Here is a 23,721-nt window from a genome sequence, read left to right as displayed (position 1 = left end):
GGGCAATCTGACCGGATGTTCGTTATCTGTTTCTTAAGGGATCCATTAAAATCTGTTAATGTTCAGCCGACTGGATCATAGGCGCGCCGGCCGGAAATGCGCCCTGCCGCATTGATCCACCGTATCTACTACTCGGCGCGCTTTCTCCTCCGCACCACGAAACGGCACGCGACGTGGGAAGCAGCATGCGATCTTGCCGCACGATTAAGCATGACGGATCTCTGAACCGGCAAATTTCATAAAAAGCTGAAATTAACGTCTTCGGGGGGTGTGCTGCGGTGCGGAAAATGTTATCCCTCTAACTTAAGCGCGGAGGAATGTTAGCGCTTTTGGGGGAGACAGCCAAGCACAACGGAAGAGGTTTCGATGCCCAATTCAGTTCTCAATGCTCTAGGCCAACCGCTCTACTACAGCGGAACTTCGACAAGTTGGTTTTCCGCCACAGGCTCTGGTCCGACGCTTAACGGCACGGCTGGAAATGATTCGATGTACGGTGACGGCTCCGTCAACGTAACGATGGTGGGCGGCACTGGAGATGATATCTACTATCTCTATTCGAGCCTCAATCACGCGTCCGAAGCGCCAGGCGGAGGGGTCGACACCATCGTCACATGGATGGATTACACGCTGCCCGACAATTTCGAGAACCTCACGGTGACCGGTGATGGCCGTCATGCCTTCGGCAACAGCGCGGACAACATTATTACCGGTGGGCCGGGCAGCCAGACCATCGATGGCGGCGCGGGCAACGACGTCCTGACCGGCGGCGGCGGTGCCGATACCTTCATCTTCACCAAGGGTAATGGCAGCGACCTGATCACCGATTTCAGCAGCGACGACAAGGTGCGTCTGAACCATTATGGGCTGACGTCCTTCGATCAGGTCGTCAGTCATCTTACCCAGCAAGGTGCCAATCTGCGGCTTGATCTTGGTGGCGGCGAGAGCCTGGTTTTCGCCAACAAGACGGTTGCCGATCTGCACGCGGACCAATTTCAGCTCGGCCTCGACCGTTCCGCGCTCACCCAGACCTTTTCGGACGATTTCAATACGCTTTCCCTTCACCAGGGCACGCAAGGCACCTGGGATGCAAAATATTGGTGGGCGCCGGACAAGGGCAGCAGCATAAGCGGGGACGGCGAGTTGCAGTGGTTTGTCAATCCGCTCTATGGCCCGACCGCATCGGCCAATCCATTTTCCGTTTCGAACGGCGTGCTGACGATTACAGCCAAACCGACGCCCGATTCGCTGAAATCGCTCCTGGACGGCCATAACTATACATCCGGCATCCTGACCACCCATTCGTCGTTTGCCCAGACCTATGGATATTTCGAAATGCGGGCTGAGATGCCGCATGATCAGGGCACATGGCCGGCTTTCTGGCTTCTGCCGGAAGATGGCTCCTGGCCGCCGGAACTCGATGTGGTCGAAATGCGCGGGCAGGATCCGAACACGGTCAACGCCACGGTTCACTCGAACGCGACGGGCACACACACGATGCAAACCATTCCGGTGCAAGTTCCCAGTACCGATGGTTTTCACAATTACGGCGTGCTGTGGGATCAGGATCAAATCGTCTGGTATTTCGACGATGTAGCAATCGCACACACCGCAACGCCAGCCGATATGCACGGCCCGATGTATATGCTGGTGGATCAGGCAGTCGGCGGCGTAGCAGGCACTCCGACCGATGGCCTACCGAACGGGTCTGAGATGAAAATCGACTACATCAAGGCCTATCAGCTGAACGACCATCTCACCCAGACGGCCGCTGCCGCGGCTGCCCACACTCCGGACTGGCATATTTAGTGACAAGAGCCTGAAGCGATAGGCTTCCCCGCGCCCCATCTTTTGTCCAGCCTTGAGTGCCCGCTTGAAGTAGGCGCTCAAGGCTGGATTAGCAATGCAATAGGTTCCGGTGTCCGCCCCTTTTCGGCCCCAGATGTCCGCTGATCAATCACGGCGGAATGGATGTCTCACGCGGCGACCTGAATTTCCGTCTTGACCGAATTGGCAATGAAGCACTGTTCATGCGCCAAATGGTGCAGCTCCGCTTCCACTACGGAGGTCGGCTGCCCCCCGGCGTAGACAATAGTCGGTTTGAGCTCGACGCGGCTGACGATCAATTTTCCGTCGACCTTCTCCATCACGCCGATCGCCTTGTCGGTGTAGCTCTCGACGACAATACCCTTGGGCGCCGCGAGCGAGAGAAAAGTCAACATATGGCAACTGGATATCGCCGCGATGTAGGCCTCTTCTGGGTCGACATTGGCTTCCACAGAATAAGGAAGCGGAACGATATGCGGCGAAGCCGACGCTGGCACGACTTGGCCGCCGTCAAAGCGCCAAATATGCGCACGGCTGTAACGCTTGTCAGTGAATACCGCATCTTCACGCTCCCAATGAACCTCAACCGTCATCTTCATGATAAGCCTCCATGGCGCATATCGCTCTCTTCATATGCGTAGCGATTTATGATATGTATACGCGTATACACAATTGGATGGGTAAGCAAGATGTCGGTTGCCGAACAATTGAAACTGGAAATCCTCAAAGGCGTACTTTCGCCTGGGACTTGGTTGTCTCAAACCGACCTGGCTGCGCGATTTGGGGTGAGTCGCATACCGGTGCGAGACGCGTTGCAGCAACTCGCCTCGGAAAGATTGGTCGCTCTCGTGCCAGGCAAGGGGGCGCAGGTGATCGAACTCAATCGAGATGAGCTCTCGCACGTGTTCGATTTAAGAATTCTATTGGAATGCGATCTCCTGCGGCATGCGATGGCGTCGGTCAGCGAGGCGTATTATGCGGACGTCAGGTATGCCCTTCAAAAATCAGCTCTGGAAGCTGGCAGATCAGGATGGATCGAGGGCGATTGGTTCTTCCATTCAACGCTATATGCGCCCGCAGGTCGTCAGCGACAGGTTGCGATGATCGAGGAATTGCGCAGAAATTGCATTATGTATTCGGTGCGGTACGACAAGCTGATCGATGAGACGCCGTCCTGGCTTGACGACCACGAGAAGATTACCTGCGCATACATTGAAAAACGGGCTGACGAAGCGGTGAATTTGCTGAAGGACCACATTGAGGGAGCAAGAAGGTGTTTGCTTGAAGCGCAAACCGGCTGAGTGCCCTTATGAGCGCGGTCTTTGCCGACCGGGCCAATCCAGGTTACGAAGATAATTCATGAGCACTCAAATGAGCCCGGCATATTGGAGTTTCTTCTTGTGACCGCAGTCGTTCCCCATCATGATCACCTGCCAACGGTCAAGGTTCGTGTTCCACGCAACTCGACGGAGTTGCATTATGGAACACTATCGATCGGCGAATGGACGGCCCCTTGTATTGTGGGACGTGGTGGATTGATTGCGGCCTCACTGAAGCGCGAGGGCGATGGCTGCACTCCCATCGGCATATTCCCGCTTCGGTACGGTTTTTACAATTCCAGCCGATGGACGCCTCCCCCTTCCGGATTGCCATTTCCGTTCGTCCCTATGACTGACGAAATGGTTTGGGAAGAGGACGCGGAGAGCCCATCTTACAACCGCCTGACGATCACCCCCGGCGGCGCTCCGGACGCAGAGCGTTTAAACAGGGTACGGCCGGAGCCCCTTTTCGATATCGTCGTGCCGATTGGTTACAACGACGCCAGCGTCGAGCCCTACCGGGGAAGCGCCCTTTTCGTTCACGCTGCCAGAGCCGACATGTCGGGAACAGCAGGATGCGTCGCGGTCCGGCAAAGCGATCTAAGACACCTTGTTTCCAGGCTTGTGCCAGGCATGGTCATCGATATCGATTTCGACGATGGACAGAAAGGCGGCGGCGCCATCAAATCCTCAAGCGGCACTCCGGCTTAAGGAGCGCCCGCTCGAAGAAGCCTCCTAATCCTCTCTGAATGCACGCTTTATCTGATCGGTCATTGGCTTGGTCAGATAGGCAAGAACGCTTCTCCGGCCGGTCTGCATGAATGCCTCCACCGGCATGCCGGGGAGAGGCGTCAGCTTCCCCAATCGATCCCACTCTTCCTTCGGCACTTTGGCGCGAACGATGTAATAGCCCTGGCCCGTATGCTGATCGGTCGTCAGATCGGCCGAAATGGTTTCGACGCGCCCATTGAGTTCGGGTGTAATGCGCTGGTTGAAGGCGGAGAATCGCAGCGCGACCACCTGCCCGACGGCGATCTGGTCGATATCCTGCGGCGAGAGTTTCAGTTCGGCAACCAATGCGTCCTTGTCCGGGACGATCTGCATGATCGCTTCTTTCGGGCCAATCACGGCACCGGCCGAATGGACAGTCAACTGATCGACAATGCCTGACTGCGGCGCCCTTATGTCCACCCGCTTGAGATCATCCTCGGCTGCAATGAGCCGCTCCGAAAATTGACCGGTGTCGCTTTCGGCCTGCCGCAGTTGGTCGGCGACTTCCGAGCTGTGGTCATTGTCGATCTGAATGATTTGCAGTTCTGTTTCGGTAATCTTGCCATTGGTCTGCGCGATCGACGAGACAAGATTACCGAGCTCCCCCGTCAGGCGAGCGCTGTCTCGCTGCAGAGAATAGACTTTCGCCGCCGGGACGATTCCTTGATCGAACAGTCGCTGGAGACTGCCGAGTTCCTTGTTGACGAGCTCGATCTCGGTTCGTTTCCCCTTCTCCTGCGCGACGAAGCCGTCCACTTCCTGTTTCAACTGTTGAATTCTCTCGCGCAACTGCGACTTCTGGCCTTGTCGCGATGCCAACCGGTCGCTGAAAAGTTGACGCTCGCCGGCAAGTATGCTCGCGACGTTATCGTCGCCGGTGTTGGACAGAAGATCCGCTGGAAAGCTGATCGCACTCTTGTCGTCGCGCTCTGCGACGAGACGCGCTGTTCTGGCGGAAAGCTCATTCAGACGCTTTCTGATGATGCCGAGATTGGCTCTCGTTTGCGTATCGTCTAGCCGGATCAATATCTGGTCGGCGTCGACGTGGTCTCCATTTTTCACGCGGATTTCGCCAACGATCCCTCCCTTGAGGTGCTGGACGCTCTTCACATAGCTGTCGACGACCAAGGTACCGGGAGCAATGACCGCGCCCGAAATCTTCGTTGCCGCGGCAAGACCGCCCATGACGCCGAAAAGAAGAAGAATTGTTACCAGCACGAAAATGGACAGGCGGCGGATCGCACGCTCGGTGGAAGACAAGCCCGTATTCATCATCCGCTCACATCCTCGCCGGCTATCATCAAACGCACTGGCCCGGCCACCGAATGTCTCATGGATGCGCCGAGAATCTCATCCTTTGGTCCAAACGCCTGCAATTGGCCGTTGACAATGATTGCGACCTTGTCTGCGGCGGCCAGAGCACTCGGCCTGTGCGCAACGACAATGGCAATGCCGCCGCGAGCCCGGATGCCCATCAGGGCTGTGGTCAAGGATGCCTCTCCCTCGGCATCCAGATTGGAATTCGGCTCGTCAAGAACCACCAGGAATGGATCGCCGTAAAGGGCTCGTGCCAAGGCAATGCGCTGCCGCTGGCCGGCGGAAAGCCGCGAGCCTCCCTCGCCGATGACCGTATCAAATCCATCCGGCAGCTTGACGATCATGTCGTATACGCCGGCGGCCTTCGCCGCCGCTATAATTGGTCCAGGCTGCATGTCCTTCGCGAACCGGGAAATATTTTCGGCAATCGATCCGTCGAACAAACCGACGTCCTGAGGCAGATATCCGACGTGCCGTCCAAGATCGCTCCGCTCCCATTGCGATAGGGCTGCCTGGTCGAGCCTGATCGCGCCGATCACAACCGGCCATAGTCCCGTGATCGCTCTGGCAAGCGACGATTTTCCCGACGCGCTGGGGCCGATCACACCCAGCACTGTCCCCGCAGATATCTTGAACGAAATGTTGCGGAGGATGAAGTCGCGGCTGCCAGGAGAGGTGAGACTTATGTTTTCGACGCCGAGCTCCTTTTGCGGCGGCGGCAGGGCGACAGCCCGGTGTTCGGCGGGGATCAGATCCAGCAGCTTGGCGAGGCGCGACCAGCTTTGGCGGGCGGCGACAAAACCTTTCCAGTGCCCGATTGCAAGTTCTACCGGAGCAAGTGCGCGGGTGACCATGATCGAGCTGGCGATGATGATGCCGCCCGTCGCTTCCTGCTTGATGACAAGGATCGCGCCGACAGCCAACACACCGGACTGCAGCATCATCCGCAATATCTTCGCAATCGTGGTCAGCGTGCTGACGATGTTGCCGGCCGAGAGCTGATTTCCCAGATATGCTTCATTCATGGCGGTCCATTTCTCGGTGAGACGGCCACTGAAACCCATTGCGACCACCGCCTCCCAGTTCCGCCGCGCCGCTTGTGCAAAACCAAGACGAGCCGCAGAGGACTTTGCGGCTTGCTCTGCCGGTTTTTGCGACAGCGTCTCTGCAAGAGCTGTCAGGGCGATGAGCACGATGGCGCCGCATAAGGCGGTCAGGCCGATCCAGAAATGGAAGAGAAAACATAGGATCAGGTAGAATGGCATCCAGGGCAGGTCGAACAACGCGGTCGAGCCGCCTCCAGCCAGAAACGATCGGACCTGTTCCAGATCGCGGACGGACTGCAGCCCATCATCGGACGATTGCAATCTCGTTGGCAGGTAGATGAGCGAGCCGAACACCTTTCGGTTCAGCCGCTCATCGAGAGATATGCCCACGCGAGCAAGCAGCATCGAGCGCAACAGTTCGAGGGCTCCCTGGAACATGAACAGGGTGGCGGCGATAATCGCCAGGCCCGCGAGCGTTGGAAGGCTGCGGCCAGGAATGACGCGATCGTAAACCTGCAGCATGAAAAAAGAGCCGGTCAGCGCCAGCATGTTTATCGCGGCGCTGGCAATGCCAATGCTGAAAAACGCCTTTCGAAGGGACGACAGCATCACGGAGATGAATTTCTGCGGTGGTTCTTTCGGAACAGCAAGCACGTTGCCTAAATCCTTAAGTTATCCTTCGCACGCAGCAGAGATGCCTCTGAAGTTCGTCAACGCGGTTCTCTTGCCGGGTGCCCGGAGCCTGGAAATACGCACGAAGGTCGAGCGGCATTCCGGTGGTGACGACGGCAACTTCCGCGCCACGATTAAGCCTGCAGCCTAAAGGTCGACCGCTCGATAGGTGAGCTTCGACCATCCTCCGCGTCTAATGAAGTCGAAATTGACTTCGCTCTCAGTCTCAGTGAATCCAACCTTGGCGTTTCGCATGCTGTCTCCTTGCCACACATATGCGGTCAGACATGGCTTAGCGACGCCCGCCGTCAAGGTGCGGAAACATTTGTGCGGGGCCGTGTTTGTGACGGCGCTCCCGGCTGCGATGCTTCCCGATGGCGAAAAGACGCCCTGGATCGCCGGATAGCTCACCTTGGGTTAGGATATTCTAAATAATAAAACGCAAATGCGCGTTGATTTGCCGCAGTCAGGTGCTTTTTGCGAAAGCCATCCGATTGCTCCTTCAGGTTTTCGACCCAGGTTTTGCTCAACTCTGGTAGACTGCGACAGGCTGAGGGGTGCCGGCATCCAGTCCGACCCGGTGTGAAAGACAGACATCAAACTGCGGGATGGAAAACCATGAAGACCTTCGACGCGATTATCATCGGTGCAGGGCAGGCAGGGCCATCACTTGCCGGGCGTTTTGCGGCTGCGGGCATGACGGTGGCTCTGATAGAGCGGAAATTCGTCGGGGGGACCTGCGTCAATGCCGGCTGCATGCCGACCAAAACCCTGGTCGCGAGCGCCCGCACCGCTCACGTGATACGGCGAGGCGCGGACTATGGTATCCACACGGACGGCGGGATATCGACGGATATGGCCGCAGTCGAGAAACGCGCCGCGACCGTCATAAATAATGCCAGGGATTCGCTGACGACGTGGCTGAAGTCCACGGACGGAATTTCCCTGATACGGGGACATGCGCGCTTTGAGAACGCGAAGACCATCCGCGTCGGAGAGGAAACATTGACCGCGCCGCGGATCTTTCTCAACGTCGGTGCGAGGCCGGCCATTCCGCCGCTGCCTGGGCTCTCGGACGTCGAATATCTGACAAGTACCTCCATCATTCATCTGACCGCCCTGCCCCGCCATCTCGCCATCATCGGCGCCGGCTATATCGGCCTTGAGTTCGCGCAGATGTACCGGCGTTTCGGCACTGAAGTCAGCATCATCGAACGCGGCCCGCGACTGGCCCCGCGAGAGGATGACGATATCTGCCAGGCAATCGCGGACGTTCTTCGCTCCGAAGGCATATCGATCCACACGAATGCTGAGGACATCAAACTGTCGAAAAGCGGCGAGGACATCCGCATCTCGACCGCCGGCAATCCGGACGTCGAAGCAAGCCATCTCCTCATCGCGACGGGACGCCGGCCAAACACCGACGATCTTGGTCTTTCGGAGGCAGGCGTGGCGCTGGACAACAAGGGCTATGTCATCGTCGACGATCATCTCTCCACCAATGTCGACGGCATATGGGCACTTGGCGATTGCAACGGCCGCGGCGCTTTCACGCATACGTCTTATAATGATTTCGAGATTGTCGCCGCCAATCTGCTGGATGGTGAAGATCGAAAGGTCAGTGAGCGTATCCCGGCCTATGCGCTCTATATCGATCCACCGCTCGGGCGCGTCGGAATGACGGAACGAGAAGCGCGGGCGACCGGGCGCTCCATCTCGACATCGACCATACCGATGAGCCAGGTCGGACGCGCCATAGAAAAGGGTGAAACCAAGGGCCTGATGAAGGTCGTCGCCGACATCGACAACGGACAGATACTGGGTGCCGCAATCCTCGGTGTCGAAGGCGACGAAGCCATCCACGGCTTCATTGATGCCATGCATGCGGGGACGCCCTATCCGGTTCTGAAATGGGCCGTGCCGATCCATCCCACGGTGTCCGAGCTCATTCCGACGCTTCTCGGCGGGCTCAAGTCGGGCCAGTAGATTCAGCCGCATCTCGCCTTGTCGGGGTCAACGAAGGCGCCGGCCCCTAGCTCGAGTCGCACGATCGTATCGAACATTCCTAAGCAACGAGGGCTAGAAGTTGGCCCGGCCTCCGTCGGGATGGAGCTTAGTTTGTCGGGCCGCCATTACTGGGGATTTTCGAGGCTGAACATCTCCGTTTGCTCGTCATAGGCGAAGAGTTCCGCATATCGCGACCAGGACACGATCGTCTTCAGCGTATCATCAGCGTAGGACTCCGTCATGTAGTCCTCCAACTCGTTGCGAAAACGTGTGGCAGGTGCTGTGTGGTTCGGACGTTCGTCGAGCACGCGGCGGATCAGACCGATGACCGGAACATAGGTGAGCAAATGTTCGGCGAAGAGCTTCTTGCGAGAATCGGTCTCCATGTGTGCAAACTTCTTGCCCGCATCGGTCAGCACGATGTCGCCTTCGCTGAGCTGGGCGAAGCGCAACAATTGCAGCGCCTCACCAAGGTGAAAAAGTTCGTCCGCTTCTAACTGCAGCGTGCCGGCGAGCACGGGCAGATCGGCCTGCCCGTGATAGGGTGCACCCGCAAGCGCCTCGATCAGGCCGGAGAGAATATTGGTGGAGACTGGCTCCAGGACCATCCCCATTCCGGTGCCGGGGATCCCTTCCATGGCCGGCGTCCTCGGCTCCGTGCGCTGCGTCATCAGGGCGTAGATATTGTCGACGAGTTGGCGGAATGCCGGGTCGAGCCGGTTGCGCGGATGCGGCAGATCGACCTTCAGCTCGCGCGCCACACGGCCGGGATTGGATGAAAAAACGAGGATGCGATCGCACATCAGCACTGCCTCCTCGATATTGTGGGTGACAATCAGCACGGACTTGATCGGTAGACGCCCTTCGATCCACAAATCGATCATGTCGGTGCGAAGCGTCTCAGCGGTGAGCACGTCCAGAGCCGAGAACGGCTCATCCATCAGCAGAAGGTCGGGATGGACCACCAGTGCGCGAGCAAAGCCGACGCGTTGGCGCATGCCACCGGATAGTTCCTTGGGAAAGGCGTTCTCGAAGCCGTCAAGGCCGATAAGGTCGATCGCTGCAAGAGCGAGCTTGCGCCGTTCGGCACGGTCGACGCCCTTGGCCTCGAGCCCCAGCTCCACATTCTGCAGAACCGTCAGCCAGGGAAACAGTGCGAAGGACTGGAATACCATCGAGATGCCGACCGGTGGGCCGTCGATGGTCGCGCCACGACATTGCGCCTGGCCGGACGACGGCGAGATCAGGCCGGCGATGATGCGCAACAGGGTCGACTTGCCGGAACCAGACCGGCCGAGCAGGCCGACGATTTCGCCCTCCTTGATCGACAGGTCGACATTTTCGAGAACGACGACATCCTTGCCGCTCGGTTTGGGGAAGGAGCGGCAGACTTGCTGGATATCGATGAGCGGAGCTTTTGCGATTTGGTCGAGCATGGAAACTTTCCTTTGAACGCTAGGGATTCGATCAGCCGAGGCGCAGCCGACGTTCGCCGAAGCCGTAAAGCGGGCGCCAGCAGAGGCGGTTGAACAAGGTGACGAAGGTACACATCACAACGATGCCGAGCACCACGCGCGGGAAGTCGCCGGCCGTGGTGGCCTGCGCGATGTAGGAGCCCAGGCCGGGCGTAGTGAGCTGCGTGTCGCCCCAGCTTGCGACCTCAGCCACGATGCTGGCGTTCCAGGAGCCGCCCGAAGCGGTGATGGCGCCCGTGATGTAATAGGGAAAGATGCCCGGCAGGATCACCTTCAGCCACCAACGCCATCCCTGAATGTGGAAGCTACGGGCAGCTTCCTTGAGATCGCTCGGGAAGGCCGAAGCCCCCGCAATGATGTTGAACAGGATGTACCACTGCGTGCCAAGGATCATCAGCGGGCTCAGCCAGATATCCGCGTTGAGCCCGAAGTGGACGATCAGCACGACGAACACCGGAAAGGCGATATTGGCCGGAAAGGCTGCCAGGAATTGGGCCAGAGGCTGAACCTTCTCCGCAAGCTTTGGGCGCAGGCCGATCCACACCCCGATCGGCACCCAGATTAGGGTGGCAAGTGCCATTAGGACGATGACGCGCAACAAAGTGATGAAGCCGTCCGTGATGGCCGTCGCCACATCTGACCAGCCGATGCTTGCCCTGAGATAATTTATGCTGAGATAGGCGGCCCATGCGGCGGCGGCAATCACTAGCGCCATCCAAATCCAATCCATCGCGCGGGAGGCAGCCACAGTGGCTTGTCGGGACCTAAGCGATGGCAGTGCAGGCAACCGCAAGGTCCAGACCAATCGCGCCAGCCTTTGGAACGGAGCGGCGAGAAGACGGGTAATCCGTGCCCGACGGAAAAGATCGAGGATCCACGACGTCGGCACAACGCCGGAGGTGGTGGTCTCGAAGCGGAACTTGTCCGCCCAAGCGACCAGGGGACGGAACAGGAATTGGTCATAAAGAACAATCACCAACAGCATGGTAACGACGGCATAAAGGACCGCCATGATGTTCTGCTGCTTGATGGCCAGCGCCACGTAGGAGCCGACACCCGGCAGGGTGACGGTGGTGTCGCCGACCGTGATCGCCTCCGAAGCGACAACGAAGAACCAGCCGCCGGACATCGACATCATGGTGTTCCACACCAGCCCTGGCATGGCGAAGGGCACGTCCAGCCGCCAGAAGCGCTGCCAGCCGGTCAAATGAAAGCTCCGCGTCGCTTCCTCCAGGTCCTTGGGCTGGTTGCGCATCGACTGGTACATGCTGAACGTCATGTTCCAAGCCTGGCTGGTGAAGATGGCAAACACGGATGCGAACTCCGCCCCCAACACGCTGCCGGGAAACAGGTTGAGGAAAAAGGTCACGGTGAAGGTGAGGAACCCCAGGATCGGCACCGACTGCAGGATGTCGAGGATGGGGATCAGGACCATTTCGGCTCGCCGGCTCTTGGCAGCGACGGAGGCGTAAATGAGCGTGAAGATCAAGGAGAAGACGATCGCCAGCAACATGCGCAGCATGGTGCGCAGCGCGTAGATCGGCAATCGCGAGGGATCGAGCGAAAGCGGCGCAATATCGAGCGTCGACAGGGGAACCGTCGTGACTTCGGCGCCATAGACAACGAGAACGATCACGCCGACGATGATCAGCAGTGCAAACAGGTCCCACAGGCTTGGCAGTATGGAACGCCGGACGGCAAGCGGAGCGAATGTCTGAAACGTCATGGGCAAAACTCTGTTCGCGTTAAACGTGATGTTGAAACCAGAGAGGCAGATGCCCCGTGTGAAAGGCGCGCTGCTTCGCTGCACTGTTCTGCTGGTTGTCCGATAGACCGCTCTCCATGGTATCCGGTCCCGAATGCAAGAAGTATAAGGCGCCCATAGCAGCCGAGCCACGTTGCAACAGGTAAGAACCGGCAAACCTAGGGATATCGGCGATATACGTTCGTATAGTCCGGAAGATTTGCGTTGTCGTTTGACCCCAGCGGGGAGACAAATGTTTCGTGTGATTGTCAAGCTAACGGCGGACAAACCCACTAACGACGAGATTGGGAGCCCTGATCGTTGTTCAATATAGACCAACCGCTCCTGGACTGTGCCATCGGCGTGTCAACATCGGTGTCCAGGGTATCGGGCCGCGCGGGCGGTTGGCATCTGACGAGGTACAGGACGTTCTGATGACCAGCAGCGCACGAGATGCAATGCCCGCACCGCGGCACAACCGGCCGAAGCTTAGAGCCGCAGTGATATTGTTTTTATTGGTGGCGGTGTTTGTCGCTGACACGGTTACCAAGTTCGAGATCGCAATAGCGGTCTTCTATATTCTGATCATCCTCCTGGCGATCGGCTACATGTCAACCCGCGGTGTGATCCTTTTGGCAGGCCTGTGTGTGGGCCTGACGGGCCTCAGCCTGCTCCTATCGCGGCACGGTTCGTTCGAGGCTGGGCTCATGAATTGCGGCATCAGCATCGCCGCCATCGCAACCACGACCTATCTCGTCCTCAAGACCGTGGCGGCTCAGGCTTCCGCCTTCGAAGCGCAGGCGCAAATGGTGCGCGTCGCGCGCTTGACCAGTCTGGGTGCGTTGACAGCGTCGATCGCCCATGAGGTCAACCAGCCTCTGGCGGCGATCGCCACCAGCGGGGGAGCCTGCCGGCGCTGGCTCGATCGTGATCCACCGAATATCGACAAGGCCCGGCAAGCCGTCGACCGGATCGTTCATGATGCCAACCGCGCCGGCGATGTCATTACCCGGGTCCGAAGCTTGGCCAAGAGCGAGCCGCTGCACAGGGAAGCATTGAACCTCAATGATACGATCGGCGAGGCGATAGCCATCGCGCAGAACGAGACGGAGAGAAACAACATCATATTGCATCTGAGCCTCGCCGAGGACCTGCCCCAAGTGCTCGTCGACAGGGTGCAGATCCTGCAGGTGGTCGGGAATCTGCTGCTCAACGCGATAGAAGCGATGCATGTCATGCCAACCTTCAAGAGGGAACTTGAGATAACGACGTTCCAGGAAGATCGGGACAGGATCGCTTTCACGGTGACCGATTCAGGAGTCGGCATCAAGCCGGCGGCACTCGATCATCTATTCGAGGCCTTCTGGACCACCAAGGAAGGCGGCATGGGTATCGGTCTGTCGATCAGCCGTTCGTTCGTCGAAGCACATGGCGGTCAGATTGCGGTCACGTCGACGCCGCGCATGGGCGCGACCTTTCGCGTCAGCTTGCCAGTCGCCGAGAGGAACTTGGCATGAGAGTGCCGCCTCCGAGCGGCGAGACGACGAAGCCGATCGTCTACGTCATTGATGATGACGAATCCGTGCGCAATGCCCTGGAGGATCTGCTGGCCTCCGTCGACCTCAACGTGATCTCGTTCGGATCGACCCAAGCATTCCTCGACAATGGCCTCGCCGACGCACCGGCCTGCCTGGTGCTCGATATCCGCATGCCCGGTCAGAGCGGATTGGACTTCCAGCGGGAGATGACGCGGCTCGGCATTCGCCTTCCGATCATCTTCATCACCGGTCATGGCGATATCGAGATGTCAGTGCGCGCGATGAAGGACGGCGCCATCGAGTTCCTGACCAAGCCATTCCGTGACCAGGACCTGCTCGATGCCATCCACCAGGGGATCAGAAATGATACCCTGCGGCGCGCTGAAGACCATGTCACGGCGGAACTTCGAGACCGCTGGCTCGACCTCACTGCGGGCGAGCAAGACGTTATGCGGCTTGTGGTCCGCGGTTTGTTGAACAAGCAGATCGCTGGGTCTCTTGGCGTGAGCGAGATTACGGTTAAGGTCCGGCGCGGTCAGGTCATGCGCAAGATGCAGGCTCGAACTTTGGCCGACCTGATCAGGATTTCGGACAGACTAACGGAATAACCGCGAGATATTTGAGCCGCTGTTTCTGAATACAGGCGAGCAGCTTTTGTAGTGATCCCTTTATCAAGGCGACCGGCACCTTTGTTTTTCCAGGTGCCGTCAAGTGAGAACAGCCTTGGAGGGGCCGTTTGCCGCCCCTCTTTCGCCCTTAGGACCGATCGTCCGCAGCCTTCTCCGCTGGATCAGGCGGCCCGGCTCAGCTGTTTGGCTTTTCCGCCGGCGGCACCAAAACGCTGGAGGAGATGTACGAGATTTTCGACTTCGTTGCGAAGTCGGCGTGTCTCCGCGGAGGTGCGTTCGACCATGCCGGAATTCTGCTGGGTGATCGTGTCCATGCCGCGGATCGCGACATTGACCTCGTCGACGCCGGTAGCCTGATCGCGCGCTGTGCCTGCGATGTCGGAAACGAACTGGTTGATGACATCGATCCGGCCGATCATATCGCTCAGCGCTTCGCCCGTATCGCTGACAATACCGACGCCCTTGTTCACCTGATCGGAGCTTTCCGAAATAAGCTGCTTGATCTCCTTGGCGGCCTCGGCGCTTCGCTGTGCCAGTTGCCGGACCTCTTGGGCCACAACCGCAAAGCCCTTGCCCGCGTCTCCGGCACGAGCCGCTTCGACACCGGCGTTGAGCGCGAGCAGATTCGTTTGAAAGGCGATCTCGTCGATCACGCCGATAATCTTCGAAATCTCGCTTGACGACTGCTCGATCGCGGCCATGGCCGAGGCGGCATCGGTGACCAATTGGCCTGAGCTCCTTGCCCGCTGCTGGGTTTCGCGAACAGCCTTAGAGGCCTTCTCGGCATTCGCAGCCGTTTGGCCGACACTGACGGTGAGTTGCTGAAGGGCAGCTGAACTCTGCTCGACACCCGCCGCCTGCTGGGCGGTCCGCAACGCCAAGTCGTCTGTTGCCTTCGATATCGTTTCGGTTCCGGCCAGGATCTCGCCAGATGTACTGTGAACAGACGCGAAGGAGTTGCGCAACGCGCCGACTGCCTGATTGTAGTCCGAAGCCATTTCCTGGAAGGTTCCCGGCAGGTCTGCCGGGAGTTTTGCATCAAGATCGCCCTTGGCAAGCGCCGCCAGCGCCCGACGCAGATGGGCGAGAGCCAGCGCCTGGTCTGCTTCGGTGCGCTGCCGTTCCTCTTCGAGCGCTTTGCGCTTGTCTTCGAGGGCTTCGAGGTAGACGCTGATGGAATAATCCATGTCCAACATCGCTACCTTTACGACGGCAGAAATTCCTGCCGCCAGCTTCTTTCCCCGACCACGGCGAAAGAACGTCGACGATTGCTTTTCAACAATGCCCTTGATCAGTTCCGACATGACGATCGCATAGCCGCCAATGTACCAGCGGGGCTCGAGGCCGACGCGGGCATGCGTTCTGCCGATGGCACGTACACCCTCGACGTAAGGCGCATCGAAGTTTCCATTGGCGAGGTTGGCCCAATGATCCTGCTGCTTCCTCTTCGCTCCGGCCATGTGGCTTTCACTATGGAACAAGCCGGCTACGCCAGCCGCCTTCGCGATCTTCCCATAGAGTTTATCCAGAGCACCGCCAAGTTTTTCCGCGATCAAGGGCCGCAATTCCCTGAGCGTGTCACGCGTCTCGGCGTCGAACTCGATGAAATCAAGACGTTGGTGAAGAGTATTCGTCGAATGTTCAGAGGTCATTGAAAATCTCGGTCAGAGGATGACTCAGCGCAGAGCCCGCTGGCTTCCTTGTTGCCAAATATGGTTTCCCGAGAGTTAAGCGGGCGCTATGGTTTGTAGCCCATAATCGCCTGTCCCGAAGCCTCCACGTCTCTGAATGTCGTTATCGCACGAAGGTGAGCGGCTGGCCGAAAGCGGTGGCTCCCGGCACAAAGCCCCCCGCCCGCATTGGAGTGTCTTCAAGACAGCCGAGGCAGGCTGCTTCGCCATTTGCCGCGGCGGATGGCAACGATCCATCCGCCGCGGAACATTGGATTGCAGAAGCCGCCTTTGCCTACTGCAATGCTCGTTCCATCAACCGCGCCAACCGCTCAGCGAAGGCGCGCGGATCGGCCGGCTTGTCACCGTCCAAAACCCGTGCCTGATCGAGTAGCAGGAATGCCGCATCGTCGCGCAGCGACTGCGCATCCGCCTTGGCGGCGATGGCCTTGACGACGGGATGATCCATGTTGATTTCGAGGATCGGCTTGGCGCCAGATTCCAGACGGCCGGCCCCCTGCAGGATCTTCTCGAGCTGCCGGTCATAGCCCTGCTCTGAAGCAACGAGGCAGACGGCGCTTTCGATCAGGCGATCGGATGCGCGCACATCGGATACCTCAGCGGCGAGCTTCTGCTTGGCATAGTCGAGGAAGGCTTGCACTTCGGCGGAAGCGCTTTCGCTTTCCGGCTTGCCTTCATCCTGCCTGTTGAACTGCGCGAGATCCGCGGAGCCCTGGGTGATCGACTTGAAGCTCTTGCCCTCGAATTCCGGGGCGTTGGTGACCCAGAAGCTGTCGACGGAATCGGTCAGCAGCAGAACTTCGATGCCGCGGGCACGGAAGCCTTCAAGCTGTGGCGAAGCCTTCAGCTGATCCAGGCTGCCACCGACGAGATAGTAGATCGACCGCTGGCCTTCCTTGGCATCTTTGACGTAATCGGCGAGCGAACGATAGCCGTCCCCAGACACAGTCGTGCGGAAGCGTGAGAGGGCCAGAAGTTGCGAGCGGCGCTCGAAGTCCTCATAGAGGCCTTCCTTGATGAGGCTGCCGAAGTTCTCCCAGATTTTCAGGAAGGCGTCCTTGTCGCTCTCCGCCTGCTTCTCGATCGCCGTGATGATGCGATTGGTGACACCCTTGCGGATCGCCGTCAGGATCGGGCTCTCCTGGATCATTTCGCGCGACACATTCAACGGCAGATCGGCAGTATCGACGAGACCGCGCACGAAGCGCAGGTAGCGCGGCAGCAATTCCGCCTCATCGGTGATGAAGACGCGCTTCACATAGAGCTTCATGCGGCCTTTTCGATCGGGATCGAAGAGGTCGAATGGCTGCGAGCCGGGCACGAAGGCGAGTGCGGAATATTCATGGCGGCCCTCGGCACGGAAATGCACCGTCAGAGCCGGCTCGTCATACTGACCGGACACGCCGCGATAGAAGTCGATATATTCCTCGCCGGTAATGTCGTTCTTCGACTTGGTCCAGAGCGCGGTTCCGTCGGTCAATTGTGTCGGTTCGGCGCCGGGCTTTTCTGCAATCCGGATCGGGACCGGTACATGCCCCGACTGTTCTTTAACGATCCGCTCAATGCTCCAGCGGGAGGCATAACTCTTTGCATCGTCCATGAGATGCAGGGTAATGCGTGTTCCGCGTGCCGGCGCCTCGCTTATGTCGATTGGGCTGACGCTGTAGCCGCCCTTGCCGTCGGAAGACCAAAGCCAGGCATTATCCGCGCCCGCGCGGCGCGATACGACATCGACACGCTCGGCGACCATGAAGCAGGAATAGAAGCCGACGCCGAACTGCCCGATGAGTTGCGCACCTTCGCCCTGCTTGTTTGCCTCGATGCGTTCCATGAACGCCCGCGTGCCGGAGCGAGCGATCGTTCCAAGCGCTTCGATCATCTCATCGCGGCTCATGCCGATACCGTTGTCTTCGACGAGAAGCCGGCCGCCCTCCTCATCGAGCGTCAATACGATACGGCTGTCGGGATCGCTTGCGAGCAATACAGGTGTGGCAATTGCCTCATAGCGAAGCTTTTCGCAGGCATCAGCCGCATTCGAAATCAGTTCCCGTAGGAAAACATCCTTATCCGAATAAACCGAGTGAACCATCATGTGCAGAAGGCGGGCAACGTCTGCCTCAAAGACGTGGCTCTCAGCGGGATTTTCTGCGGTGGTCGTCGTCATGTGCGTCTGGTCTCCTGGAAATTTTAGAAGTCGAGCCGAAGAGGTGGCGGATGACGGACAAAAATTCAAGCCGCTGTCGGTCTGCCGAGGTCAGCACGACGCTTTTTCTTTGATGTGAATTTGAGTTGGGACAGCGCGAATTCCAGCGGTGTTCGAAGGAGCAAGCTATCGCAACGCGCGTGTCATCCTCGGCGCGCAGGTTTCTGCATTTTCCGACACGTCAATGAAATGTTGGATGTATGGCCTCGTAAGGATGAAGTTGCTCGATAAAAGGATCGTTTCGGCCGTCTATGAAATAGCCTTGCAGCCGCTCATAAGTCGCTGTGTTCTCCCTCGGGCTGCAGTGCCACATCGTTTGTCCCAGCGTCTCGCCGAGCGCTATCGATCGTGGGCCTCTCCCAGGCATCGTCGAGAAAAACTGCCTGGCGATTGTGTGAAACAGATTCAGCTGCGAATTATGTTTCAGCCTGCCGGCTTCGTTCAGATCCTCGAAATAGCCCTGAACCATATCAAGGCGGTACGCCTTTCCTTCAACATAGGCGACCATCACCTGCGCAATGATAACCTGTTCGTTCGCCCAGTTCGGGAATACCGCGCTCTCTTCCGGCAAAGCGCCATCGACGACGAAGATGGTCCGCATATCCGGTCCGAGGATAATCGTTTTCATCTCATAGCTGTCGACGATCCAGTGCGCCATCTTCACCGATCTACCTGGTTATCGCCTGTAATTTATAGGCGCCTTCTGACAGCGACCTGAAACGCTGCCGGGTTGGCTCTGCAGCACGCCATTTGTCATCTTCGGAGAGCTGAGCAGGACGAGCATCTGTTCATCGGCGGCCATCCGCGCCTTGATAAGGTAATCGCAAAAAGCAAAGGCAACATTATAAGCGGCTGCCTTTGCTGTTCTCCGCAAATGAAGGCTCAATCGTTGATCGGCTTAAGCGAATTCATAATATTCTGCACCGCTTCGTCATGCTTGTCCTGAGTGTCCTTCGAACCCCAATAGGTGACGATCAGAAGCTTGTGCTCGGATGGCTGGAGCAAACCGAGTTCGACGTCGACCGGGCCGTCCTTGTCTTTGCCATCCCATTCGAGGTGCGCCATCTTCATGCCGTTGAGTACGGAATCCGGAAATTCATGCTTGGACTTATCGTCGATTTCGACGCCGTTTTTCATTAGAAAGTCGATGACGTCGTCGAGGGTTTTATCAATCGACTTGTCGCTGGCGATGTCGATGGAGAAATAGATTGCGGAGTCGGGCGAGGTTGCATCGACGCCGGTTTCCGTTTCCTTAGGCCCCCAGCTATGGGGAATCGAGACTTCGGCAATCGGTTCCTCGCTCGGGAACTGCAGGGTTTCGCCGTGAGCGAGAAGCGGAAAAGTTGCTGCGAAAACCGCGGCAATGAGAAGCTTTATTTTCATGAGGGGTCCTATCAACGTCGATTGTATGCCGCTTTGTCAGCGGCAGGCGTGGGATTCACACTCCGCTCGCAGAAGTACCGGCAACCTATTGCGAAGACTAGGCAAAGACGGCCCGTGGCGGGGCTCAAAATTGGGGCGTTCTTGGAAGGTCGCTGCGCTACCGCCTTCGGGAGTTTGCCGCATTGCCACAAGGGTTTCGCTGATATATTAACTTGAGTTTATTACGAAGGATTATATCAAAACGGAGCCGGAAGCTGGCGATGACGTTTCAGCCAAGGATGCAGAACAGGATCGGCGGTTTTTCGGTCATTGGCGGCGTTCACCGACGCCGGTGGAATGGCATCGTTGCCGACGTCTGGAACGTCAATTGTGCAGCCCGTGCCGGCGGGTACTATGTCGCCGACGATCCGAGGCTCTTCATACTGCTCGATCAGCGCGGCTCCGGCACGAGCAGCGTCAGGCTCTCGCCGCGGCTCCAAAGCCGGCAGCAGGAGTTGGAGCATGAAAGGATTTCCTACATACCTGCGGGAATGGAGCTCTGGGCCGATCTCGACGGAATCGATTTCGTGCGCCATCTCGATATTCATTTCGACGCAGAGGTCATCGGCCAGCGCCTGATGGAGGATCTCGACCAGACCCGCCTCGACAGTCCACGCCTGCATTTCTCCGACCCGCGGCTGATGGCGCTGGCCGAATTGATCGCTGCCGAATGTGAGAATCCGGAACCCCTGCATGATCTTTATGGCGACGGCTTGACACTTTCGCTGCTGATCAATGTGCTGCAGCTTCGGGGATCGCAGCCGCGTAGGCGTAGTGAGCTGGCCTCCTGGCAACTGCGCCGCGCTGTCGGCTACATCGAGGAAAATTGCCTTCGGAACATTCGCTTGGAAGAGCTGGCGTCGCTGACGGGGCTGTCGCAATCGCATTTCAGCCACGCCTTCAAGGCGTCGACCGGCCTGCCGCCACACCAGTGGCAGACCAAGGCTCGGCTTGAGCGAGCCAAGCAGTTACTGCTGAAAGGCGACACGCCGCTCACCAATATCGCCGTCGAGACCGGCTTTGCCGATCAGGCGCATTTCACCCGCGTCTTCCGCAAGAATGTCGGCATCACTCCGGCAAACTGGAAACGAAGCCAGATTGCCTAAAAGCCACACCCTGCGGGCAATTGCCGGCACTGTGGAGAATTGCCCAAAAACGTTCAATTCCCCGATTCCGAGACAAGCCGTCCGCTTAAATATGAGTTAATTGCTCAGCTTATTTTGAGGAACGGCCACCTGGGTTGATCTGGGTGTCGCCAAGTTAGGGCTGATGACGGAAATGCAGGGATTGACTAAAGGCGTATCGATGAAACGGGTATTGGCGGCAGGTGTTGCCGTCGCGACAATGGCGCTGGGCTCGCAGGCGGTGGCGCAGGAGAATCCAACGGAACTGAAGCCGCTGGTCGTCCAATCAGGTCAGGATAACGGCGAAACGAGCGGCACGGCACCGGTCAAAGGCTATGTTGCCAAGAAGACGACGACCGGTTCCAAGGCGGATATGCCGATCACCGAGGTGCCGCAATCGGTCTCCGTCATCGGCCGGCAGGAAATGAACGATCGCGGCATCACCAACAAGGTCGATGAAGCATTGCGCTACACGCCGGGCGTCACCACGCAGCCCTTCGGCAATGACGGCGATACCGACTGGTTTTATATTCGCGGCTTCGACGCCACGCAGACCGGCGTTTTCATGAACGGGCTGACGCTCTACAGCTATGGTTTCGGCGGTTTCCAGATCGATCCCTTCATGCTCGAGCGCGTGGAAGTGCTGAAGGGACCTTCCTCGGTGATCTATGGCGGCGCCAATCCCGGCGGTCTTGTCAACATGGTACGCAAGGAGCCGACCGACGATCCGTACTATTACACCGAGATCGGCATCAACAATCTCGGCAACGCCTTCCTGGGCTTCGATTTTTCCGACAAACTCTCGGCTGACGGCGTCTATCGCTACCGGCTGACCGGCAAAGTCGCCGGCGGCGACACCTACAGCGACAATACGCATGACCTGCGCGGCTTCATCATGCCACAGGTCACCATCTCTCCGGACGACTCCACCAAGCTCACCGTCTACGGGATGGTCAGCGGCCTCGATGAGGTCCATAGCGGCAACGGCTTCTTCCCCTATGTCGGCACCGTGGTCGATGCGCCTTTCGGCAAGATCAGCCGCAAGGCCTTCTATGGAGAGCCGGACATCGACAACCTCAAATATGCCCAGCAGATGTTTGGCTACGAGTTCTCGCATAAGCTCGACGGCGGCTGGACCGTGTCGCAAAACGCGCGCTACGGCCATCTCTACAAGCGTGAGGAAGGTCCGTATCTGAACGGTTATGTGGACGGCAATCCGCTCGATCCGTCCTATGACGATCCGGATTATATGCTCAACCGCATCGGCTTCTTCGAACGATCGAAGGTCGACACCTTCTCGGTCGATACCCGCGCGCAAAACGAATTCGATACTGGCGCCATCAGCCATAATTTCATGATCGGCTCGGACTATTCGATCTACCGGCTCGACCAGATCCAAGCCTGCTGCGGCTCCAATCCGATCAGTGCCACCAATCCGGTCTATGGCGCGCCGCAGGGTGCCAACTTCGTCTACCTCAACCAGGTGCTCACCCAGCAGCAGCTTGGCATCTATACGCAGGACCAGATGCGCTTCGGCGGCGGATGGCTGTTGACGCTGAACGGCCGTTACGACTTTGTCGATATCGATTCCGACGCGAAGGTCGGCACCACCTATAGCACCAATGAAAAGGCGGCGAGCGGGCGGGCGGGCCTTGCCTACGAGTTCGCCAACGGCGTCACCCCCTATGTCAGCGCCGGTACCTTCTTCAATCCTCTGATCGGCACCAGTGTCACCGGCGGCGGCCTGACGCCCGAGAAGGGCGAGCAGTATGAAGCCGGCGTCAAATACGAACCCGACTTCATCGATGGCCTGTTCACCGCATCGATCTTCCAGATCAACCGCAAGAACATGGCGCTGACCGACCCTGTCACTTTCCTTCAGCGCCAGATCGGCGAAGTGCGTTCACGCGGCGTCGAATTCGAAGGCAAGGTCAATCTCGACGACAATTGGAAGCTGCTCGGCTCCTACTCCTACACCGATCTCGAAATCACCAAGGACATCGATTCCTCCGTCGTCGGCAATTCGCCCTACCTCGTGCCGAACTCGACCGCTTCGCTCTGGCTCGACTACGCCTTTACGAGCGACGCACTTGACGGCCTCAGCATCGGCGCCGGCGTGCGCTATCAGGGCAAGTCCTGGGCAGACGAGGCCAACACTTTGCGCGTGCCTTCCGCAACGCTCTTCGATGCCGGGATCCGCTACGAGAAAAAGGGCTGGGGCGCGTCCCTCAACGTCGCCAACCTCTTCGACAAGGACTATGTCGCGGGCTGCGCAGGGGAAAACGTCTGCGGTTACGGCGAGGCGCGGACCATTACGTTCAAGCTCAGCAAGAAGTGGTAACACCAGGATACAACTACACTTTTATTCAGAAGTAATAGAGGAAAGAGGACTGCAGAATAGCAGTCCTCTTTCCACCTAAAGCTTGGCCCGGCCAGTGGTCACCCTATGGTGTTCCGCTGTCTGCACCAGTGTTTCCAAGCCAAGAAAAGGTGAGAACCGCGTATTCCTACACGTGCGGAACTAGGGGATTGCGCAGCCGATCGAAAGGGGATCGGATATGCAAAGTTTGGGTTGACCGCTTTCGATGGCGAGGCGACACTTCAACCCCTAGCAACGCAGGAGGAAAAACGATGGACGAGCCAGACCAGTGGCGCCACATGGCAAGCGCGCCAAAAGACGGCAGTCGGATCCTCGTCACGGTCCGCCCGTCCGAACAGGGGCCGGCGGAAGTTGACCTCGCCTACTGGTCGAATGGCGATCGGTTCGGCGCAGAAGGCTGGCGCGCCTCTGATTCCTCCCCCGGCCGCGTCATTGAATATGCCGAGCCGGAGCTGAAATGCTGGATGCCGATGCCCTCGGCCAATCTCGGCCGCGCCTCAATGCCGTCGCCCTGGGAAGGCGACGACGCCCAGCAGCTCGACGGATCGGGGATCTAACC

General features: G+C 58.3%; 19 protein-coding genes. 10 read left to right on the top strand and 9 right to left on the bottom strand.

The window, feature by feature from the left end; genetic code table 11:
* The first annotated feature begins 366 nt into the window (after positions 1-366).
* A complete protein-coding gene (gene eglC / locus CCGE525_RS28560) occupies positions 367-1,806 on the top strand; it encodes an endo-1,3-1,4-beta-glycanase EglC (RefSeq protein WP_120707613.1) in 1,440 nt (479 codons plus the stop codon).
* Between the two features lie 167 nt (positions 1,807-1,973).
* Here the strand turns inward: eglC and CCGE525_RS28555 are convergent, their stop codons facing one another.
* Complete coding sequence (locus CCGE525_RS28555) at positions 1,974-2,423, bottom strand: OsmC family protein (RefSeq protein WP_205587487.1); 450 nt, start codon at positions 2,421-2,423, stop codon at positions 1,974-1,976.
* A 90-nt stretch (positions 2,424-2,513) separates the two neighbouring features.
* On the opposite strand from CCGE525_RS28555, the gene CCGE525_RS28550 reads away from it, so the two are divergent.
* The gene (locus CCGE525_RS28550; RefSeq protein WP_120707611.1) at positions 2,514-3,125 is read left to right on the top strand and encodes a GntR family transcriptional regulator; all 612 of its coding nucleotides are present in this window, start codon (positions 2,514-2,516) and stop codon (positions 3,123-3,125) included.
* 99 nt (positions 3,126-3,224) lie between these two features.
* Positions 3,225-3,854, top strand: coding sequence for a L,D-transpeptidase family protein (locus tag CCGE525_RS28545; protein ID WP_162950336.1), 630 nt, complete (start codon positions 3,225-3,227; stop codon positions 3,852-3,854).
* Between the two features lie 24 nt (positions 3,855-3,878).
* Here the strand turns inward: CCGE525_RS28545 and CCGE525_RS28540 are convergent, their stop codons facing one another.
* Entirely contained in the window at positions 3,879-5,189 is a 1,311-nt protein-coding gene (locus CCGE525_RS28540; protein ID WP_120707609.1) for an HlyD family type I secretion periplasmic adaptor subunit, read from the bottom strand.
* Entirely contained in the window at positions 5,186-6,886 is a 1,701-nt protein-coding gene (locus tag CCGE525_RS28535; RefSeq protein ID WP_245472332.1) for a type I secretion system permease/ATPase, read from the bottom strand. Before CCGE525_RS28535 ends, CCGE525_RS28540 begins: the two co-directional genes overlap by 4 nt.
* Between CCGE525_RS28535 and CCGE525_RS39200 the strand changes: the two genes are divergently transcribed.
* Both CCGE525_RS39200 and CCGE525_RS28530 read left to right on the top strand, forming a co-directional pair.
* Positions 6,798-7,100 carry a hypothetical protein gene (locus CCGE525_RS39200; protein WP_245472380.1) on the top strand — a complete coding sequence of 101 codons (303 nt, stop codon included), beginning with the start codon at positions 6,798-6,800 and terminating at the stop codon, positions 7,098-7,100. The genes CCGE525_RS28535 and CCGE525_RS39200 overlap by 89 nt on opposite strands.
* A gap of 467 nt (positions 7,101-7,567) precedes the next feature.
* On the top strand, positions 7,568-8,935 hold the full coding sequence (locus CCGE525_RS28530; RefSeq protein WP_120707607.1) for an FAD-containing oxidoreductase: 1,368 nt from the start codon (positions 7,568-7,570) through the stop codon (positions 8,933-8,935).
* Positions 8,936-9,081: 146 nt separating this feature from the next.
* On the opposite strand, the gene CCGE525_RS28525 is transcribed toward CCGE525_RS28530, so the two are convergent.
* Together CCGE525_RS28525 and CCGE525_RS28520 are read right to left on the bottom strand one after the other, a co-directional pair.
* Positions 9,082-10,392: an ABC transporter ATP-binding protein gene (locus CCGE525_RS28525; RefSeq protein ID WP_120707606.1), complete on the bottom strand. Its 1,311-nt coding sequence runs from the start codon at positions 10,390-10,392 to the stop codon at positions 9,082-9,084.
* Between the two features lie 31 nt (positions 10,393-10,423).
* Positions 10,424-12,157 (bottom strand): ABC transporter permease, encoded by a 1,734-nt coding sequence (locus CCGE525_RS28520; RefSeq protein WP_120707605.1) that lies wholly within the window; start codon positions 12,155-12,157, stop codon positions 10,424-10,426.
* A gap of 452 nt (positions 12,158-12,609) precedes the next feature.
* Here CCGE525_RS28520 and CCGE525_RS28515 point away from each other — a divergent pair, with 452 nt between their 5' ends.
* Entirely contained in the window at positions 12,610-13,692 is a 1,083-nt protein-coding gene (locus tag CCGE525_RS28515; RefSeq protein ID WP_245472198.1) for a sensor histidine kinase, read from the top strand.
* Positions 13,689-14,321 (top strand): response regulator transcription factor, encoded by a 633-nt coding sequence (locus CCGE525_RS28510; protein WP_120707603.1) that lies wholly within the window; start codon positions 13,689-13,691, stop codon positions 14,319-14,321. The genes CCGE525_RS28515 and CCGE525_RS28510 overlap by 4 nt, the downstream gene beginning before the upstream one ends.
* 182 nt (positions 14,322-14,503) lie before the next feature.
* On the opposite strand, the gene CCGE525_RS28505 is transcribed toward CCGE525_RS28510, so the two are convergent.
* The 4 genes from CCGE525_RS28505 to CCGE525_RS28490 form a co-directional block, all read right to left on the bottom strand.
* A complete protein-coding gene (locus CCGE525_RS28505; RefSeq protein ID WP_120707602.1) occupies positions 14,504-15,994 on the bottom strand; it encodes a methyl-accepting chemotaxis protein in 1,491 nt (496 codons plus the stop codon).
* 313 nt (positions 15,995-16,307) lie between these two features.
* Entirely contained in the window at positions 16,308-18,197 is a 1,890-nt protein-coding gene (htpG, locus tag CCGE525_RS28500) for a molecular chaperone HtpG (RefSeq protein ID WP_120707601.1), read from the bottom strand.
* Positions 18,198-18,417: 220 nt separating this feature from the next.
* Positions 18,418-18,894, bottom strand: a complete 477-nt coding sequence (locus CCGE525_RS28495) for a hypothetical protein (protein WP_120707600.1) — start codon at positions 18,892-18,894, stop codon at positions 18,418-18,420.
* Positions 18,895-19,118: 224 nt separating this feature from the next.
* Entirely contained in the window at positions 19,119-19,619 is a 501-nt protein-coding gene (locus tag CCGE525_RS28490) for a histidine kinase (protein WP_120707599.1), read from the bottom strand.
* 260 nt (positions 19,620-19,879) lie between these two features.
* Between CCGE525_RS28490 and CCGE525_RS28485 the strand changes: the two genes are divergently transcribed.
* The 3 genes from CCGE525_RS28485 (at position 19,880) to CCGE525_RS28475 (ending at position 23,719) form a co-directional block, all read left to right on the top strand.
* Positions 19,880-20,764, top strand: a complete 885-nt coding sequence (locus CCGE525_RS28485; RefSeq protein WP_120707598.1) for a helix-turn-helix domain-containing protein — start codon at positions 19,880-19,882, stop codon at positions 20,762-20,764.
* A gap of 163 nt (positions 20,765-20,927) precedes the next feature.
* Positions 20,928-23,123 carry a TonB-dependent siderophore receptor gene (locus CCGE525_RS28480; RefSeq protein WP_162950335.1) on the top strand — a complete coding sequence of 732 codons (2,196 nt, stop codon included), beginning with the start codon at positions 20,928-20,930 and terminating at the stop codon, positions 23,121-23,123.
* A 290-nt stretch (positions 23,124-23,413) separates the two neighbouring features.
* Positions 23,414-23,719, top strand: a complete 306-nt coding sequence (locus CCGE525_RS28475) for a hypothetical protein (RefSeq protein WP_120707596.1) — start codon at positions 23,414-23,416, stop codon at positions 23,717-23,719.
* Positions 23,720-23,721 lie beyond the last annotated feature (2 nt).

It is taken from the genome of Rhizobium jaguaris (assembly GCF_003627755.1).
Classification (GTDB): Bacteria; Pseudomonadota; Alphaproteobacteria; order Rhizobiales; family Rhizobiaceae; genus Rhizobium; species Rhizobium jaguaris.
The sequence above is the reverse complement of the archived record's forward strand: the minus strand, read 5'-3'. Positions and strand labels throughout refer to the sequence as shown.